Origin of the sequence: Streptomyces sp. NPDC059524 (assembly GCF_042749255.1) — a bacterium.
Lineage (GTDB): Bacteria > Actinomycetota > Actinomycetes > Streptomycetales > Streptomycetaceae > Streptomyces > Streptomyces xanthii.
In genome coordinates this window covers 17,514-34,972 of record NZ_JBHYTK010000078.1, presented here as the reverse complement: position 1 = coordinate 34,972, position 17,459 = coordinate 17,514, and the positions used below count along the sequence as shown (strand labels likewise).

General features: G+C 72.2%; 15 protein-coding genes. 11 read left to right on the top strand and 4 right to left on the bottom strand.

Annotated elements, in window-relative coordinates; genetic code table 11:
• Window positions 1–92: 92 nt before the first annotated feature.
• Both ACFW9D_RS21960 and ACFW9D_RS21955 read right to left on the bottom strand, forming a co-directional pair.
• Window positions 93–1,127 carry a phosphatase PAP2 family protein gene (locus tag ACFW9D_RS21960; RefSeq protein ID WP_188339755.1) on the bottom strand — a complete coding sequence of 345 codons (1,035 nt, stop codon included), beginning with the start codon at window positions 1,125–1,127 and terminating at the stop codon, window positions 93–95.
• Between the two features lie 259 nt (window positions 1,128–1,386).
• A complete protein-coding gene (locus tag ACFW9D_RS21955) occupies window positions 1,387–2,520 on the bottom strand; it encodes a hypothetical protein (RefSeq protein ID WP_384624025.1) in 1,134 nt (377 codons plus the stop codon).
• Between the two features lie 256 nt (window positions 2,521–2,776).
• Here ACFW9D_RS21955 and ACFW9D_RS21950 point away from each other — a divergent pair, with 256 nt between their 5' ends.
• The gene (locus ACFW9D_RS21950) at window positions 2,777–4,435 is read left to right on the top strand and encodes an MFS transporter (RefSeq protein ID WP_188339757.1); all 1,659 of its coding nucleotides are present in this window, start codon (window positions 2,777–2,779) and stop codon (window positions 4,433–4,435) included.
• Between the two features lie 80 nt (window positions 4,436–4,515).
• Here the strand turns inward: ACFW9D_RS21950 and ACFW9D_RS21945 are convergent, their stop codons facing one another.
• Window positions 4,516–4,953, bottom strand: coding sequence for a cell division protein SepF (locus ACFW9D_RS21945; RefSeq protein ID WP_188339758.1), 438 nt, complete (start codon window positions 4,951–4,953; stop codon window positions 4,516–4,518).
• A gap of 367 nt (window positions 4,954–5,320) precedes the next feature.
• On the opposite strand from ACFW9D_RS21945, the gene ACFW9D_RS21940 reads away from it, so the two are divergent.
• The 5 genes from ACFW9D_RS21940 to ACFW9D_RS21920 all read left to right on the top strand — a co-directional run bounded on the left by ACFW9D_RS21940 (window position 5,321) and on the right by ACFW9D_RS21920 (window position 10,569).
• Window positions 5,321–6,589, top strand: a complete 1,269-nt coding sequence (locus ACFW9D_RS21940; protein WP_384624022.1) for a DUF5685 family protein — start codon at window positions 5,321–5,323, stop codon at window positions 6,587–6,589.
• A 213-nt stretch (window positions 6,590–6,802) separates the two neighbouring features.
• Window positions 6,803–9,205, top strand: a complete 2,403-nt coding sequence (locus ACFW9D_RS21935; protein ID WP_384624020.1) for a nitrate- and nitrite sensing domain-containing protein — start codon at window positions 6,803–6,805, stop codon at window positions 9,203–9,205.
• Window positions 9,202–9,630, top strand: coding sequence for a roadblock/LC7 domain-containing protein (locus ACFW9D_RS21930; protein ID WP_188339761.1), 429 nt, complete (start codon window positions 9,202–9,204; stop codon window positions 9,628–9,630). The genes ACFW9D_RS21935 and ACFW9D_RS21930 overlap by 4 nt, the downstream gene beginning before the upstream one ends.
• Complete coding sequence (locus tag ACFW9D_RS21925; protein ID WP_188339762.1) at window positions 9,627–9,995, top strand: DUF742 domain-containing protein; 369 nt, start codon at window positions 9,627–9,629, stop codon at window positions 9,993–9,995. Before ACFW9D_RS21930 ends, ACFW9D_RS21925 begins: the two co-directional genes overlap by 4 nt.
• On the top strand, window positions 9,979–10,569 hold the full coding sequence (locus ACFW9D_RS21920) for an ATP/GTP-binding protein (RefSeq protein ID WP_188339763.1): 591 nt from the start codon (window positions 9,979–9,981) through the stop codon (window positions 10,567–10,569). Before ACFW9D_RS21925 ends, ACFW9D_RS21920 begins: the two co-directional genes overlap by 17 nt.
• An 18-nt stretch (window positions 10,570–10,587) precedes the next feature.
• On the opposite strand, the gene ACFW9D_RS21915 is transcribed toward ACFW9D_RS21920, so the two are convergent.
• Window positions 10,588–11,529: an ABC transporter substrate-binding protein gene (locus ACFW9D_RS21915; protein WP_384624017.1), complete on the bottom strand. Its 942-nt coding sequence runs from the start codon at window positions 11,527–11,529 to the stop codon at window positions 10,588–10,590.
• Between the two features lie 501 nt (window positions 11,530–12,030).
• Here ACFW9D_RS21915 and ACFW9D_RS21910 point away from each other — a divergent pair.
• From ACFW9D_RS21910 to ACFW9D_RS21890, 5 genes are read left to right on the top strand one after another with little or no spacing between them, the layout of a single operon-like run.
• Window positions 12,031–12,879, top strand: coding sequence for an amino acid ABC transporter permease (locus ACFW9D_RS21910; RefSeq protein ID WP_384624015.1), 849 nt, complete (start codon window positions 12,031–12,033; stop codon window positions 12,877–12,879).
• Complete coding sequence (locus ACFW9D_RS21905; RefSeq protein ID WP_384624013.1) at window positions 12,876–14,666, top strand: FAD/NAD(P)-binding protein; 1,791 nt, start codon at window positions 12,876–12,878, stop codon at window positions 14,664–14,666. Before ACFW9D_RS21910 ends, ACFW9D_RS21905 begins: the two co-directional genes overlap by 4 nt.
• A gap of 38 nt (window positions 14,667–14,704) precedes the next feature.
• Entirely contained in the window at window positions 14,705–15,613 is a 909-nt protein-coding gene (locus tag ACFW9D_RS21900) for an amino acid ABC transporter permease (protein ID WP_384624011.1), read from the top strand.
• On the top strand, window positions 15,610–16,398 hold the full coding sequence (locus ACFW9D_RS21895) for an amino acid ABC transporter ATP-binding protein (RefSeq protein ID WP_384624009.1): 789 nt from the start codon (window positions 15,610–15,612) through the stop codon (window positions 16,396–16,398). The genes ACFW9D_RS21900 and ACFW9D_RS21895 overlap by 4 nt, the downstream gene beginning before the upstream one ends.
• A gap of 44 nt (window positions 16,399–16,442) precedes the next feature.
• Window positions 16,443–17,423: an ABC transporter substrate-binding protein gene (locus ACFW9D_RS21890; RefSeq protein WP_384624007.1), complete on the top strand. Its 981-nt coding sequence runs from the start codon at window positions 16,443–16,445 to the stop codon at window positions 17,421–17,423.
• Window positions 17,424–17,459: the final 36 nt, after the last annotated feature.

Here is a 17,459-nt window from a genome sequence, read left to right as displayed (position 1 = left end):
TCGCCCCGCCGCCCCGCGCGCCCCGCCTGCCGCCCGCCCCGGCCCCGCTCGGGCGCGCGGGCCGGCTGTGCGTACCGGGGCCCGCCGTCCTGTCACTGGGGCTGCTCGCGCAGTTCCCCTCGTCCCTTCAGTGCGCCGACCCGGGGCACCCGCTCCGTCGTCGGCCGGCGGCTGCCCGCCGGCGTGGCCGGGGTGCGCTCGCCGCGCGGGGTGTGCGGGCCCGGCGGCAGCAGCGTGCCGTGCCGGCCCGGACGCGCGGTGACCGGCTCGTGGGTGCGGACCTCGTCGGCGGGCGCCGGGGCCCGGGCGGGCTCCATCGCGGCGACCGGGACGGGCTGCGGCACCGGCACCGGCGCCGTGGAGCCCCGGCCGGACCGCAGCCGGTCCCGCAGGGCCAGAATGACCGCCTCGACCCGGGCGACCGGCGGCTCGCACCAGGGGAGGGCGAGCAGGATCAGCAGGCCCGCGGCCCAGCCCAGCAGGACGTCGCTCAGCCAGTGCGTACCGAGATAGACCGTCGTGAGGCCGACGCTGAGGGAGATCACCGCGGAGACCGCGGACAACCAGCGGCGGGCCCGCGGCGTGGAGGCCAGATAGGCCAGGATGCCCCAGGTCACCACCGCGTTCGCCGTGTGGCCGGACGGAAATATATCGCCGCCCTGCCACATCTCGTTCGAGCCGATCACGGTGGCGTAGTGCGGGCCGAGGCGGCCCATGCCGAGCTTGGCCGCGCCCACCGTCAGGTTGAGCAGCAGCAGTGCGGCACCGAACATCAGCAGCGGACGCAGTGTGTGCTGGCGCCACGAGCGCCAGCCCAGCCAGGCCGTCACCATCACGGCGGTCGGGCCGCGCTGGCCCAGGACCACCCAGTAGTCGAGGAACGCGTGCACCTCCGGCCACTGCTGGTACGGCCGGAAGAACATGACCTCCCAGTCGAACTCCACCAGGCGGGTGGTGGCCAGGACGGCGACCACGATGGCCAGGTAGAACGCCAGGGTCAGCCCGAAGAGCACGACCCGGTGCCGGCTCATCCTGGGTGGGTCCAGGATGACCGGCCGTTCGGGCTCGCGGTCGAGCCGGGCGAAGACCCGCTCGACGCGCCGGGTCAGGTTTCGTTCGGTACGCACCCAATCGACGCTACAGCGGGCGCGCGGCGGACCAGGTCGAAACAGTGGCTTTGTGATGACGATGTGATGTGGGATTGATCTCAGGATGCCGCCTATTCCACGGATTCCGGTAACCGCGGAGAGAAGGCCCACAGAATTCAGTGATCGTTTTCCACGGCTCGTTCTGGGGCGATTATGAAAGTGTTCACCGGTTGCTGGCACGGAATTCTCTGTCCGCTCATCGGGCCCGTCGGAGCCGGTCGAGGACGGTCGGGGACGGTCACGGAGGACCGGAACCGTTCAGCCAGAACGCCCCGTACACCGCCGAGACCAGGGTCAGTGCCCCAAGGATCACCGCCGACCTGCCGGTCCGCCACCGGGACAGGCCCACCGCGAGCGGCAGCAGCAGCGGGAACGCGGGCAGCAGCAGCCGCGGCTTCGAACCGAAGTACCCCGAGGCGCACAGCGCGAGCGCCACGACGATCCCCGTGTAGACGAGCAGCGGCGCCGGCTGGCCCTGCCGCACCCCGGCCACGTACAGCCAGATCACCAGCGCGACCCCGACGATCAGCCCGATCCCGGCGAGCGCGCCCAGGGGAGAGGTGAACTTGTCGGCGACGAAGCGGGCGAAGGCCACGCCCCCGTCGAATCCGTTCCCCCACTGCTCCTGCACGTCCAGATAGCCGAGCAGGCCGCCGCCCGTGCGCCGGCCCACCCACAGCACGTACCCCGCCGCGCCCGCCGGGGCGAGCAGCACCCCCAGCACCAGGCGCCACGGCACCCGCCGCTCCCGCCGGACCCACAGCGCGGCCGCCACCCACACCGCCGCGACCACCGCCGCGCCGATCGGCCGGGTCAGACCGGCCGCCGCCGCGAGCAGCCCGGCGCTCACCCAGTGCTCCCGCAGCACCGCGTACAGACCCCACGCCGCGAGCGCCGTGAACAGGGCCTCGCTGTACGCCATCGACGCCACGATCCCGACCGGCAGCGCCCCCCACAGCACCGCCAGACACACTCCGGCGCGGCGCCCGTACAGCCGGTCACCGACCGCGAAGATCCCCCAGGCCGCGCCGAGCGAGGCGAGCCAGCTCACCAGCAGTCCCGCGTCCGCGTACGAGAGAGGGGAGAGCGCCGCGACGCCCCGCTCCAGCCAGGGCAGCAGCGGGAAGAACGCCAGATTGGAGTGGACGCTCCCGTCGGGCAGCGTCACCGACCAGCCGTAGCCGTGCTCGGCGACCCGGGTGTACCAGAGCGAGTCCCAGCGCGCGGTCAGCAGCGTGTGCGGGCTCTTGCCCGCCGCGGCGCTCCACAGGGCGAGGGCCAGCAGGCCGGCCGCGCGTACGCCCGCGTAGGCGAGCAGCGCCGGGGCGGCCCGGCGCGGCGAGGGTCGGCTTCGTCGATCATCGTCCGTCACGGCCCCGATTATCGGCGCCCGGACCCCGGTCGCCGCAGGCCGGGCCCGGTCCGCGCCCCACCCGGAAGTGGCGTACGCCACACCCGCTCCCCGACTCCATGAGAGGTCCGCCACGTGTCACCCGCTCGAACTCGCGTACTCTGACGGCTCACTCGCCTTTCGCCGCGGGGCCGGGAGACCGCTCCTCCCGAGCCGGAGACCGTGGGCAGTCCCCGCCCCCGGATCCGCCGAACGCGAGGACCACTGGGAGGTACGCATGTCCGGGACGAGCACGTCCACCGGGCGCCTGCGCCATCGGCTGACCGCCACCGGGGCCCGCACCAATCGCTGGATCGTCCTCGTCGTCCTGTGCACGAGTCTGCTCCTGGTCGCGCTCGACTCGACCATCCTCTACGTGGCCCTGCCCTCGGTCACCGAGGACCTGAAGCCCACCTCGGTCGAACTGCTGTGGATCGGCGACGCCTATCCACTGGTCTGCGCCTCCCTGCTGATCCTCTTCGGTACCCTCGGCGACCGCGTCGGCCGCCGCCGGATCCTGCTGCTCGGCTACGCCCTGTTCGGCGTCGCCTCCGCGCTCGCCGTGGTCTCCGACAGCGCCCAGGTGCTGATCGCGGCGCGGGCGCTGCTCGGCATCGGCGGCGCGATGATCATGCCCGCGACCCTGTCGATCCTGCGGGACGTCTTCCCCGACCGGCACGAGCGGGCCGTCGCCATCGGCGTGTGGACCGCGGTCTCCGCCGTCGGCGCCGCCACCGGCCCGGTCCTCGGCGGCTTCCTCGTCGAGCACTTCTGGTGGGGCTCGGTCTTCCTGATCAACATCCCGCTGATGGCCGTCATGCTCCCGCTGTGCCGGCTCCTGGTGCCCGAGTCCAAGGGGCGCTCGGACGGCCCCTGGGACCTCTTCGGTGCCCTCCTCGCCGCCCTGGGCGTGCTCGGCGTCGTCTACGGCATCAAGGAACTCGGCATCGAGCGGGACCTCCTCGACGCGGGCGCCGTGCTGCCCTTCCTCGGGGGCGTCGCGCTGCTCCTGCTGTTCGTCCGGCGCCAGCGCCGGCGCGAGCACCCGCTGATCGACATGCGGCTGTTCTCCAACGCCGCGTTCTCCTCCTCCGTCGGCTGCATCGTCATCGCGATGCTGGCGCTCGTCGGCCTGGAGCTGATCGCCGTCCAGTACCTCCAGCTGGTGCTCGACCTCAGCCCGCTGGAGACCGGCGTGCGCATGCTGCCGCTGACCTTCGCGGCGATGACCGCGGGCGTCCTCGGCTCGGCGAACCTGCGCCGTCTCGGCCCGCGCCGCATGGTCGCGTACGGCTTCGCGCTGACCGCCTGCGCGGTGCTGCTGCTCGTCCTGATGGGCGAGAACGACCGGCCGTGGCTGCTCGGCACCGGCTTCGTCCTGCTCGGCCTGGGCTTCCAGAGCACCCTCTTCGGTGCCTACGAGTCGATGCTCACGGAGGCGCCGGCCGACGACGCCGGGGGCGCGGCCGCGATCGGCGAGACCTCGTACCAGCTCGGCGCGGGCATGGGCATCGCGCTGCTCGGCTCGGTGATGAACGCGGCGTACGCGCCGGGGCTCGCCCGGGTCACCGGGGTGTCGGCCTCCGACAGCGAGGCCGCGGGGCACTCGCTCGGCGAGGCGTACCAGATCGCCGCGCGGCTCGGGAGCTCGGCCGAGGCCTCGCTGCGCGACGCGGCGCGGGCGGCGTTCGTGCACGGACTGCACGTGACGTTGATCGTCAGCGCGGTGCTGCTGCTGCTCGGCGCGCTGGCCGCGCTGAAGCTGCCGCGCCGGATGGAGTGCGAGGCGCCGGCGGCGCAGTGCGCGCCGGACGCGGAGGGCGTGGAGAGCGCCGGGAGCGCGGAGGTCGCCGCTCAGCGGCGTCCCTCGTCCCGGGCCGAGTCGCCCGTCGTCTGACCGACGCCGCGGGGACAGGGCGGGCGCCCGGCCGTGCGGCCGGGCGGTGCACCCCTTCCCGTCGCCCCCGTCGGAGCCGGTCAGCTCTGGTTGAAGAACCCGTCGGGCTGTACGGCCGCCTCGCGCCCGGAGACGATCTGCGTGTCCGCCGGGGTCAGCAGGAACACCCGGGTGGCGACCCGGTCGATCGAACCGCGCAGACCGAAGATGAGACCGGCCGCGAAGTCGACGACGCGCTTGGCGTCGGTGGGGTCCATCGAGGTGAGATTCATGATCACCGGGACACCGTCCCGGAACATCTCGCCGATCCGGCGCGCGTCCCGGAAGCTGTCCGGGGTCACGGTGCCGATCCGGCGGCCCTTCTCCTCGGCCTCCTCGCTGGCGACCTTCACCCGCGGGTCCGTCACCCAGGCGTCTCCGGGCTCGGACCCCTCGGCGTAGTCGTCGTCGTAGTAACGCTCGTCATCATTGTCGTCGACGAGGCCAAGCCAGGCACTCGCCTTGCGCACCGATCCCATGGACGCCTCCTCTCACAGCGGTCCCTCTGTGTTCCGCATGTCGTGCATCCCCAATGTTCGTCCATGATGCAGATGCGGCGCCAAGTGGATAGTCGCCGCGCGGGGTTTTCGTGACGGTACTGGTGCACAGTCAACCCGGCGTGATCCCGGCATTCCCAAGGGGTGCACGGGGTACCGCTGCTGACAGTGAGTGAAATATGATTCTTCACGGCGTTTGGGTGAGTTGCGGTGCGTACGGGTGAACGAACCCGGGGCCGGATCCGCTCGGTACGATGCCGTCGTTCCGGGATCGCCGGGATTCATCACGCGGTGACGGTGCGTGGCGCCTCAGTTGACGCATCGTCATCCGGCGCACGGGGGAGTCGCCTTGTTCGGAATTGTCAGGCCCTGCAGCCATCGGCTCGGCGAGGGGCTCAAGACGCAGTGGATGGCCCACCTGTGCGGGCTCTGCCTGGCGCTGCGCGGCGATCACGGGCAGTTCGCCAGAATTGTCACGAACTATGACGGTTTGCTGGTCTCGGTCCTGACGGAGGCTCAGGCCGAGCGCACCCAGGCCGGAGGGTGGCGCCGCCAGGCGGGACCCTGCCCCCTGCGCGGCATGCGCACCGCCTCCGTCGCCCAGGGCGAGGGAGCCCGGCTCGCCGCCGCCGTCTCGCTCGTCCTCGCCTCCGCCAAGGTCCGCGACCACGTCGACGACCGGGACGGCGTCTTCGCCCGCAGGCCCGTCGCCGCCGCGGCCCGCAAGGTCGCCGCGAGCTGGGGAAAGGCGGGCGCGCGCACGGGATCTGACGTCGGGTTCGACACCGCCGTGCTGATCGACGCCGTCGAGCGGCAGGCCGGCGTCGAGTCCCTCGCCGGACCCGGCACCTCCGTGCTCACCGTCACCGAACCGACCGAGACCGCGACCGCCGCCGCGTTCGCGCACACCGCCGTGCTCGCCGGACGCCCGCACAACGCGGAGCCGCTCGCCGAGGCCGGCCGGCTCTTCGGCCGGCTCGCCCACCTCCTCGACGCCGTCGAGGACCAGGGCGCCGACGCCGAGACCGGTGCCTGGAACCCGCTGACCGCCACCGACACCCCGCTGCCCGAGGCCCGCCGGCTCGCCGACGACGCCGTGCACGGCATCCGGCTCGCCCTGCGCGAGGTCGACTTCGTCGACGGCCGGCTCGCGCACCTGCTGCTCGCGCACGAGCTCGGCCGCTCCGTGGACCGCGCCTTCGGCACGACCACCTGCTCCACCGGCCACGGCCACCCGCAGCAGCCCGGCCCCTACGGCCCGGCCGGCCACGGCTCCTTCACCCCGGACCAGGCCTACGGCTCCAACAACCCCTACGGCGGCGGCCCGCAGGGACCCGGCGGACCGTACGGCCCCGGCGGCGGGGGCGGCGGCGACGGATCCGGCGGCTTCGGGGGAGACCCGGCCAAGCCGCCCCGGCCCGAGAAGCGGGGCTTCTTCGCCGGCTGCTTCGCCGCGATCGGCCTCTGCTGCACCTGCAAGGTCTGCTGCGCCGACGAGTACGAGGGCGCCTGGTCCCGCAAGAAGCGCGAGGGCTGCTGCAGCAACTGCGACGGCTCGTGCTGCGAGGCCTGCTCCTGCTGCCAGTGCTGCGAGTGCCTCTCCTGCTGCGACTGCTGAGCGCCGCCCCTCACCCCTGGGAGTGGCCCACCGCCCCTGTGTTCGGCTCCGCCGGGACAGGGGCGGATCCCTGTATGGACCCGGAATCAAGGCGATTCATGTTGTGTCCATATAAAACCCCGGCCGGACGGGTGACCTGAGGTCCCGAGGGTCGTTGACCGTGCACAGAAACCCGCACGTTTCGACAACTCGCCCTCTCTATAAGGCCATTACGTGGATCTTGCATCGCCCCCCGCACCGGCGACGTCGGTGAAGGACGCCGTCGCCCGCTCCGTGAAACCCCGGACCATCCGGTCCCGCCTGCTCCGCATCCTCGGCATCTGTCTCGCCGGACTGCTCGCCCTCCTCGGCGTCATCGCGGCCGGACACGTCTCCGACTACCGCAACGCGGCCCACGGCGCCGCCAACGCCAGGCTCGAGATCACCCTCCAGGCCTTCGTCCACGAGCTGCAGAAGGAACGCGGACTCACGCTCGGCTACGTCGGCGGCGTGACCTCGTTCCGCGCCCCGATGACCGCGCAGCGCAAGACCACCGACGCCGCGCGCACCACCCTCGAGAACACGCTCACCGAGCACGACGACGAGGCCGCCGACACGGTGCGGGCCACGATGGGCCGGCTGGACGCCCTCACCGGCATCCGCCAGTCCGCCGACAACGGCACCGCCAAGGTCGAACCCACCTTCAACTGGTTCACCAGCACCCTGATCGCCCTGGACCGCCCCGACCTGGGCCTCGAGGACGTCCAGGACGAGCAGCTGCGCGACGCGTTCCGCACCCTCCAGGTCATCGGCAACGCCAAGGAGTTCACCGGCGAGGAGCGCGCCATCGTGCTCGGCTCCCTCTACGCCGGCGGCCGCTTCAGGGGCGACGACTACAGCCGCTTCATGCAGATGCGGGCCGGCCGGCTCGCCGCCCTCGACGCCGTGCCGCGCACCGCCACCCCGGGCGAGCGCCGGCGCCTCGCCGACGCCCTGAGCACCCCCGAGGCGCAGCGCACCTTCGACTACGAGGACAACGCCGTGCGCGGCGCCGGCAAGCTCTCCGCCCGCGACATCCCGCCCATGTCCTGGTACCAGTCGATCACCGCGACCATCGACGGCCTGCGCGGCGTCCAGGTCTCCATCGGCGACGACATCCAGGCCCGCGCCGTCGAACTGGAACGCCGGGCGGGCCTCGACCTGCTGCTCTTCCTGGTGTTCGCCCTCGTCATGGCCGCCGCCGTCGGCGCGCTCGCCCGCAACTGCGTCCGCTCCGTGTCCGGTCCCCTCAGCCGGCTCGCCGACCAGGCCCGCGACGTCGCCGGGGTCCGGCTGCCCAAGGCCGTCGCCGCCGTACAGGCCGCGGACGGCGAACAGCCCGACCCGCCCGAGCCGCTCACCCCGGACGCCCACGCGGGCGCCGAGGTCCGTGACGTGGCGGAGGCCTTCGACCGGGTGCAGCGCGCCGCGTTCGACCTCGCCACCGAGCAGGCCGTGCTGCGCCGCAACGCCACCGAGTCGCTGGTCAGCCTCGGCCGCCGCAACCAGAACCTGGTCCGCCGTCAGATCAGCTTCATCAACCGGCTGGAGCACGAGGACGCCGACCCGGACACCCTCGCCAACCTCTTCGAGCTCGACCACCTCGCGACCCGCATGCGCCGCAACGCCGAGTCGCTGCTCGTGCTCGCGGGCGAGTCCAGCCCGCGCACCTGGTCCACCGCGCTCTCCATGACCGACGTCCTGCGCGCCTCGCTCTCCGAGGTCGAGGAGTACCGCCGCGTCACGCTGCGCCGCGTCGACACCGCGCACATCAGCGGACTGCACGTCGCCGAGGTCGCCCACCTGTTCGCCGAGCTGGTGGAGAACGCGCTGAGCTTCTCGCCGCCCGAGTCCGAGGTCGAGATCGAGGGCCGGCGCACCAGCGAGGGCTACCTCGTCGCCATCGTCGACCACGGCCACGGCATGGACAGCAAGGCGCTCGCCGAGGCCAACGTACGACTGTCCGGCGCGGCCGGGTTCATGGCCGAACCCACCCGGTTCCTCGGCCACTTCGTGGTCGGCGCCCTCGCCCGCCGGTGCGGCATCGAGGTACGGCTCGGCGAGGCCCCCGCCGCCGGTGTCGTCGCGCGGGTCCTCATCCCGGCGACGCTCCTCACCGAGCCCACCGCCAAGGACAAGAAGAAGGCCGCCAAGGCCGCCGCGGCCGGGAGGAAGTCCGCCGACGGCGGGCGCCGCCCCGTCGACCTGCCGGCCCCGCGCGCCGAGCGCGAGCCCGCGGCGCACGGCGCGGGCGCGGACGCCGCCCCGGAGCCGGGCCCGGTCAGGGAACCCGCCGCCGTGAGCGCCGCCGCGCCGTCTGCCGCCCGCACCCGCAACGGCCTGGTCAAGCGCCCCCAGCGCAGCGCCATCGCCAAGGTCGTGCGGGAGAGCGGGGAGCCGGAGCGCCCCGCGCCCCCGGCACCGGCCGTCGAGCGCGGCCCCGACCAGGTGTCGGGCATGCTCTCCAGCCTCCGCAGCGCCCATATGCGCGGCGCCATCAGCGTGGAGCGGGAGCGGGCCGCCGCCGAGCAGTCGAAGACCTCGGGCACCACCTCGGGCACCTCCGGGACCGAAGCCGAAGGGAAGGGCGAGAAGTGAGCACCGTCGACACGCGAGGCGACTCGCAGACCTTCAACTGGCTCCTCGCCAACTTCGTCCGCAACACGGACGGGGTCCGCGACGCCGTGGCCGTCTCCTCCGACGGACTGCTCATCGCGGTCTCCGACGGACTGGGCCGCACCGAGGCCGACCATCTGTCCGCGATCGTGTCGGGCCTGTCCAGCCTCGCCCGCAGCGCCTCCAAGCGCTACGGCTTCGACGGGGTCAAACTCATCATGATCGAGATGGGCCGCGGCTTCCTGCTCGTCTCCGCGATCCGGGACGGCTCCTGCCTCGGCGTGCTCGCCGACAGCAGCGGCGAACTCGGCCTCGTCGGCTACGAGATGGCCGTCCTCGCCGAGCGGGCCGGTGACCTGCTCAACCCGATGCTCATCGCCGACCTGCGGGAGACGCTGCCGCGATGAGCACCGACCGACCCCGTGGGGCGGAGGACGACGACGCCGCGGACACCCAGTTCGTCCGTCCCTTCATCATCACCGGCGGCCGCGCGCTGCCCGCCCAGGCCGATCTGCGCCTGGAGACGCTCGTGGTCGCCACCGACCCGGTGGAGGGGGCCGCGCCCCTCGCCTTCGAGCGCCGGCGGATCGTGGCGCTGTGCGCGCAGGCCACCACCGTCGCCCAGATCGCGGAGGCGGTGGAGGTGCCGCTCGGCGTCGCCAAGGTGCTCGTCTCCGACCTCGTCGTCAGCGGTCACCTGACCTGTTCGCAACCCGCGGAGCTTCCGCTCCACACCCTCGAAAGGATCAGAGACCATGTCAGGGCGCTCTGAACGCCGCGCGCCGCTGGCCGTGAAGATCGTGGTCAGCGGTGGACTCGGCGTCGGCAAGACCACGTTCATCGGTGCGGTCTCCGAGATCGAACCCCTGGACACCGAGGCCGCGATCACCCAGGTGTCGCTCGGTGTCGACTCGCTCGACGGCGTCGAGGGCAAGACGACCACGACCGTGGCCCTGGACTTCGGCCGGATCACCCTCGACGCCTCCCTCGCCCTCTACCTGTTCGGCACCCCGGGACAGGACCGGTTCTCCTTCCTCTGGGACGACCTGGTGGAGGGCGCGATCGGCACCATCGTGCTGGTCGACACGCGACGCATCGAGGACTGCTTCCCCGCGCTCGACTACTTCGAGGCGCAGGGCACGCCGTTCGTGCTCGCCGTGAACCGGTTCGACGGTGCCGAGCGCTTCGAGCTCGCCGAGATCCGCGAGGCGCTCGGCGTCGGCGACGAGGTCCCGGTCGTAGAGTGCGACGCGCGGGCCCGCGCCTCCGTCCGTGACGTCCTCGGGGCGCTCATGGACCAGGTCATCGGCGTCCGCACCCGCGGCCGCCGCCCGGTCGGGGTCTGACCTCCGGCCCGGCCCGGCTCAGTCCTTGATCTCCGGAGGCGAGATCCGGGACCGCTCGATCGCGGACGGCCCCGTACCCCACTTCTTCAGGATGCGGGTGTACGTGCCGTCCGCGATCAGCTTGTTCACCGCAGCCTGGAAGGCCGGCGCGAGCGGGGTGCCCTTCTTGAACGCGAAGCCCACGTCGAGCCGGTGGAACTCGTTGAGGAAGCGCAGCCCCTCCTGGTGCTCCACCGCGTAGCGCAGCCCGTTGATCGTGCTCATCACGACGTCCGAGCGGCCCTGCTGCAGCGACGACCAGACCGCGCTCGACTCCGCGTACGTCTTCACGCTGTACGCCTTCTCGCCCGTGTCCGCGCAGACGCCCTTGTTCTCCTCCAGCGTCGCCTCGAACGTCGTGCCCGCGCCCGTCGCCACGTTCAGCCCGCACAGCTGCTTCAGGTCGGTGACCTTCTTGAGGTCGCTGTCCTCGCGGACGGCGAAGCCCTGACCGTCGTTGATGTAGGTGACGAAGTCGATGGTCCTGCGGCGTTCGTCGGTGACGCCGAAGTTGCCCGTGCCCAGGTCGTACTTGCCGCTGCCGAGCGCCGGCAGGATCGCCTCGAAGCTCGCGACCTCCTGGTGCAGCTCGATGCCGAGCACCTTGGCGACGGCCCGCGCGAAGTCCACGTCCTGGCCGGCGATCGTCTTCCCGTCCGGCAGATAGGACGAACCCGGCGGGGTGCCGCCCACGGTCACCGCGAGTCTCAGGCTGCCCTTCTTCCGGACGGAGGCGGGCAGGAGTTTCGCGGCGGCGGGGTCTTCCCGTACGGACGAGGTCACGTCCTGGGTGGGGATCTTGTCGCTCTTCGCGGCGCCCGCGGGCGCCGCGTCCGTGGCGTCGCCGGAACCGCACGCGGTCAGTCCGAGGGCCGCGACGGTGATCAGCGCGAAGGCGGAGGTCAGGGTGGAGGAGCGCATGGCGAGGTGGATGCCCTTCTACGGCGGTGCGGAAGCAGGGTGGAGCGAGGGGAGGGGAGGGTGCAGCGAGGTGAAGGCGCGAAGGGGCGCACGGCACGGGTGCCGCGCGTACGGACGCGTGAGTGCTGCGGATCCGAGGGATCCGTCGCATGAAGAGGTGGAGCGAGAAGGGCGTGACGCGCGCGGGGTGAGCGCGGGCGTCAGCGGGCGTCGCGAAGAGGACGCCGGAAGGGCATCAACAAGACGCGGACCACACTCGACCGAAGTCGATGTGGGAGCGCGTGACCAGCCACTGCTGCGGATGCATGAGCCAAGTGGAACAGGCATCCGTTTCCGCGTCAACTCGCTTGAGACGTACGGCTCACAGTGTGGACACCCTTGACAGAGGACGTGAACGGCCCCTTACTCTCGGTGCGGTACCGCTGCTGAGGGGCTCGGTGCCGGCAAGACCGCAGACGTGAAGGCAAGACCGTGCCGGAGTTCCGGCCATCGGAGCCTGCCATGTCCTCACAGACCCTCACCAAGTCACCGCCCCGGCGGGCCGAATCCGGCCCCGCGCTGCCCCGCATCGTCCCGCGGCGCCGCACCGGCCAGTGGCTCGCCGCCGCCCTCGTGCTCACCCTGCTCGGCCTCGCCGTGAACTCGGTCCTTCGCAACGAGGCCTTCCAATGGGGCGTCGTCGCCGACTACTTCACCACCACGGCCGTGCTGCGCGGCCTCGGCCTCACCCTGTGGCTCACCGCCCTCGTGATGGCCCTCGGCTTCGCCCTCGGCACCCTGCTCGCCGTACTGCGCCTGTCCGCCAACCCCGTGCTCCGCGCGGTCAGTTGGGGCTACGTGTGGCTGTTCCGCTCCATGCCGATCCTGGTCCAGCTGCTGTTCTGGTTCAACATCGGCGCCCTGTACCCGCACATCCTCGGCATCAGGACCGTCGACCTGTTCGGCCCGGTCACCGTCGCCGTCGTCGGACTGACCCTGCACGAGGCCGCGTACGCCGCCGAAGTCGTGCGCGGCGGCATCCTCTCCGTCGACCGCGGCCAGATCGAGGCCGCCCAGGCGCTGGGACTCGGCCGCGTCCGGCGCCTGCGCCGCATCGTGCTGCCGCAGGCGATGCGCTCCATCGTCCCGCCCGCCGGGAACATGCTGATCGGCACCCTCAAGGGCACCTCCATCGTCAGCGTCATCGCCGTGCAGGACCTGCTGTACTCCGTGCAGCTCGTCTACCACCGCACCTACCAGGTCATCCCGCTGCTTCTGGTCGCCACGCTCTGGTACGTCGTCGTCACCTCCCTGCTCAGCGTCGGCCAGTACTACGTCGAGCGGCACTACGCGCGCGGAGCCGGCCGATGAGCGCCGCGCGGCCGCCGCGCCGCTCGCTCGTCGTCGTCGGCGCCGGGCCGCGGGGGACCGGTGTCCTGGAGCGGATCGCCGCCAACGCCCAGGAGAGCGAAGGGCCCTGGCGGCTCGACATCCACCTCGTCGACCCGTACCCGCCGGGCGGCGGCCGCATCTGGCGCCAGGATCAGTCCCCGCTGCTCTGGATGAACTCGCAGGCCCAGGACGTCACCATGTTCACCGACGACACCGTGGAGCTCGACGGGCCCGTGCTGCCCGGCCCCGCCCTGCACGCCTGGGCCGGACTCGACGGCCGCGCCTTCCCCGACCGCCGGCGCCAGGGCGGCTATCTGCGCTGGGTGTACGAGAAGGCCGTCGCCGCCCTGCCCGAGGGCGTCGTCGTCCACCACCACGCACGGCGCGCCCTGCGCCTGGCCGGCACCCGGCACGGCCGCCAGCAGGTGTGGCTGGAGGACCGGCCGCGCCCCCTGCTCGCCGACGCCGTCGTCCTCACCCAGGGCCACCTCGACGCCGAACTCGACGCGGAGCAGCGCGAGTTGAGCGCGTACGCGGCACGCCACGGGCTCGTCCACCTGCCGCCGGACTTCACCGCCGACTCCGACCTGAGCGCCCTCGCGCCCGGACAGGACGTCATCGTGCGCGGCTTCGGGCTCGCCTTCGTCGACCTGATGGTGCTGCTCACCGAGGGGCGCGGCGGCCGCTTCGAGGGCGACCGCTACCTCCCCTCGGGCCGCGAACCCGTCCTGCACGTCGGCTCCCGGCGCGGCGTCCCGTACCACTCCAAGATCGGCTACGACTGGGACGACGCGCTGGGCGCGCGGCCGCCGCTGCCCCGCTTCCTCGGACCCGCGCAGATCGACGAACTCCTCGCCAGGGAGGGCGGGTTCGACTTCCGGCGCGACGTGTGGCCGCTCATCGACAAGGAGCTGGGCTTCGCGCACTACCACCGGCTGTTCACCGCGCACCCCGAGCGCACCGCCGTCGCCTGGACCGACTTCGAGGAGAAGTACGCCGCCGCCGACCCGCTCGGCGCCGAACTCCAGGCCCTCGTCGCCGCCTCCGTCCCCGACCCCGCCGACCGGCTCGACCTCACCGCCCTCGACCACCCCCTCGACGGCATCCGCCACCGCTCGCCCGAGGAACTCCAGGAGGCCCTGCGCGGCTACCTCACCGCCGACCTGGAACGCCGGCACGACCCCGCGCACGACCAGGACCTCGCCGTCTTCCTCGGCCTGCTCTCCGTGTACGGACAGCTCGTCCGGCTCGGCGACCTCGGCCCCTGGTGGCACGGCTTCTTCAGCTACCTGGCCTCCGGGCCGCCCGGACCGCGCCTGCGCCAACTGCTCGCCCTGTCCCGCGCGGGCGTCGTCCGCTTCCTCGGCGCCGGCGTGCGGGTGAGCGCGGAGGACGGCGTCTTCCGGGCCACCGGCGACACCGTGCCCGGCGCCGTCGTCGAGGCCCGCGCCCTCGTCGAGGCCCGCCTCCCGCAGCCCACCCTCGCCCGCACCCGGGACCGCCTGCTGCGCGAACTGCACGCCGAGGGCGCCGCCGCCACACCCACCGGGCTGCTCGCCGTCGACCCCGCCGACGGCCGGATCCTGCACCGCGACGGCAGCGCCCACCCGCGCCGCTTCGCGCTCGGCCCGCACACGAACGCGCGCGGCGCCGGCGCCTTCACCCGGCCGCGCACCAACAGCCCCTCGTTCCGGCAGAACGACGCCACCGCGCGGGCCGTGCTCGACCTCCTGCGCGACCTGGACTGTCGCGCCGCCGCGGCCTGATCCCCGTACGACCCCCGCCTCCCTTCCTTAGGACCCCCATGTCTCTGACCAGCGATCCACCCCTCAAGACCTCCGCCGACACGGAGGTGAAGGCCGTCGAGGCGCCCGCCGCCGACGACCCGGGCCGGCTGAAGATCGTGCCCGTGCGGCACCCCTGGCGCTGGGTCGCCATCGCCGTGACCGCCGTGCTGCTCGCCCAGTTCGTGCACGGGCTCGTCACCAACCCCGGCTGGGAATGGGAGGTGTTCGGCGAGTTCTTCACCGCCGACGTCGTCCTCAAGGCCGTCTGGACGACGCTCCAGCTCACCTTCTACGGCACGGCCCTCGGCTTCGCGCTCGGCATCGTGCTCGCCTTCATGCGCCTGTCGCGCAGCCGCTTCCTGCGGACCGTCGCGTTCGGCTACATCTGGGCCTTCCGCTCGATCCCGCTCATAGTGCAGCTGCTCTTCTGGTTCAACCTGGCCTACCTCTACAAGGAGCTGCAGTTCGGCATCCCCTTCGGGCCCGGATTCTTCTCCTTCGACACCATGGGGCTGGTCGGCGCGATGAGCGCCGCCGTCCTCGGCCTCGCCCTGCACCAGGCCGCGTACGCCGCCGAGATCGTGCGCGGCGGAGTGCTCGCCGTCGACGGCGGCCAGCTGGAGGCCGCGGCCGCGCTCGGCATCCCGCGCCTGCGGCAGATCCGCCGCATCGTGCTGCCGCAGGCCATGCGCTCGATCCTGCCCAACGCCGCCAACGAGGTCATCTCCCTCTTCAAGGGCACCTCGATCGTCTCCGTCATGGCGATCGGCGAACTCTTCTACCAGGTGCAGGTCATCTACGGCCGCAACGGGCGCGTCGTCCCCCTGCTCATGGTCGCCACCGCCTGGTACATCCTCCTGACCAGCGCGCTCTCCGTACTCCAGCACTACGTCGAACGTCACTACGCGAAAGGCACCACCCGATGAGCGCCGCCACGCCGACCCCTGAAGCCGCCCCCATGGTCGACATCAAGTCCGTGCACAAGAGCTTCGGCCCGCTGGAGGTCCTGCGCGGCATCGACCTCCAGGTCCGCACCGGCGAGGTCACCGTCGTCCTCGGCCCGTCCGGCTCCGGCAAGTCGACGCTGCTGCGCACCATCAACCACCTGGAGAAGGTCGACAGCGGCTGGATCAGCGTCGACGGAGCCCTCGTCGGCTACCGCAGGTCCGGCGACAAGCTGTACGAGCTGCGCGAGCGCGAGGTCCTCAAGCAGCGCACCCACATCGGCTTCGTCTTCCAGAACTTCAACCTGTTCCCGCACCTGACCGTCCTGGAGAACGTCATCGAGGCGCCGGTCTCCGCCCTGAAGCGGCCCCGCGCCGAGACCCTCGAGTCCGCCCGCCGGCTGCTCGACCGGGTCGGGCTCGGCGACAAGGCGGACGCCTACCCCCGCCAACTCTCCGGCGGCCAGCAGCAGCGCGTCGCCATCGCCCGCGCCCTCGCCCTGGAACCCAAGCTGCTCCTGTTCGACGAGCCGACCTCCGCGCTCGACCCCGAACTCGTCGGCGAGGTCCTCGACGTCATCAAGGACCTCGCCCACCAGGGCACCACGATGATCGTCGTCACGCACGAGATCGGCTTCGCCCGCGAGGTCGCGGACACCGTCGTCTTCATGGACGAGGGCCGCATCGTCGAGCAGGGCGCCCCCGCCGAGGTCCTGGACGCGCCCCGCGAGGACCGCACCAAGGCCTTCCTGTCGAAGGTCCTCTGAACTCCCCTTCCTTTCCGATCGCTTCACCGCTGAGGAGAACTCCCGTGCTGAACCGCCGTGCCCTCGTCGCCTCCTTCGCCGCCCTCGCCGCGGCGCCCCTGCTCGCCGCCTGCGGAGGTGACAGCGACGCCGCCACCCGCACGGGCGGAGCGGGCGCCGCCGGCGCCAAGAAGGTAGGGAACGTCAACATCGGCCCCGACCAGAACCGCATCCGCGGCAAGAAGGTCGACGCCATCGCCGCGCTGGTCCCCGAGTCCGTGCGCAGGCGCGGCACGCTCCGGCTCGGCGGCAGCGCCGACGCCTCGCCACCGCTCGGCTTCTTCGCCACCGACGACAAGACCCGGATCGGCTCCGAGATCGACCTCGCCACCCTCGTCGCCGACACGCTCGGCCTCAAGCTCCAGCCCGAACAGGTCAGTTGGGAGAACCTCTTCGTCGGCCTCGACAGCGGAAAGTTCGACGCCGTCTTCTCCAACGTCACGGTCACCGAGGAGCGCAAGGAGAAGTACGACTTCGCCACCTATCGGCTCGACAACATCGCCTTCGAGGCCAAGAAGGGCACCGACTGGCGGGTCGAGGGCCCCGAGGACGTGGCGGGGAAGACCATCGCCGTCTCCTCAGGGACCAACCAGGAGAAGATCCTCGTCGACTGGAGCGAGCAGAACGAGAAGGCCGGCCGCAAGCCCGTCGCCATCAAGTACTTCCAGAAGGACACCGACTACTACCTGGCGCTCCAGTCCGGACGCATCGACGCCTACCTCGGCCCGAGCCCCGCCTCCGCCTACCACGTCGCCTCCGCGGGCCAGTCGCAGATCATCGGCACCATCTCCGGCGGCGGCGACCTCGTCCAGGGCAAGATCGCCGCGACCACGAAGAAGGACAGCGGCCTCGTCGACGCGTACGCCGCCGCGCTCGACCACGTGATCGAGAACGGCTCCTACGCGCGTGTGCTCAAGCGCTGGGGCCTGTCGAGCGAGGCCGTGCCGAAGTCCGAGATCAACCCGCCGGGCCTGCCCAAGCCGTGACCGCCCCCGCCACCGGTTCTCCCAGAGAGGTCCGCC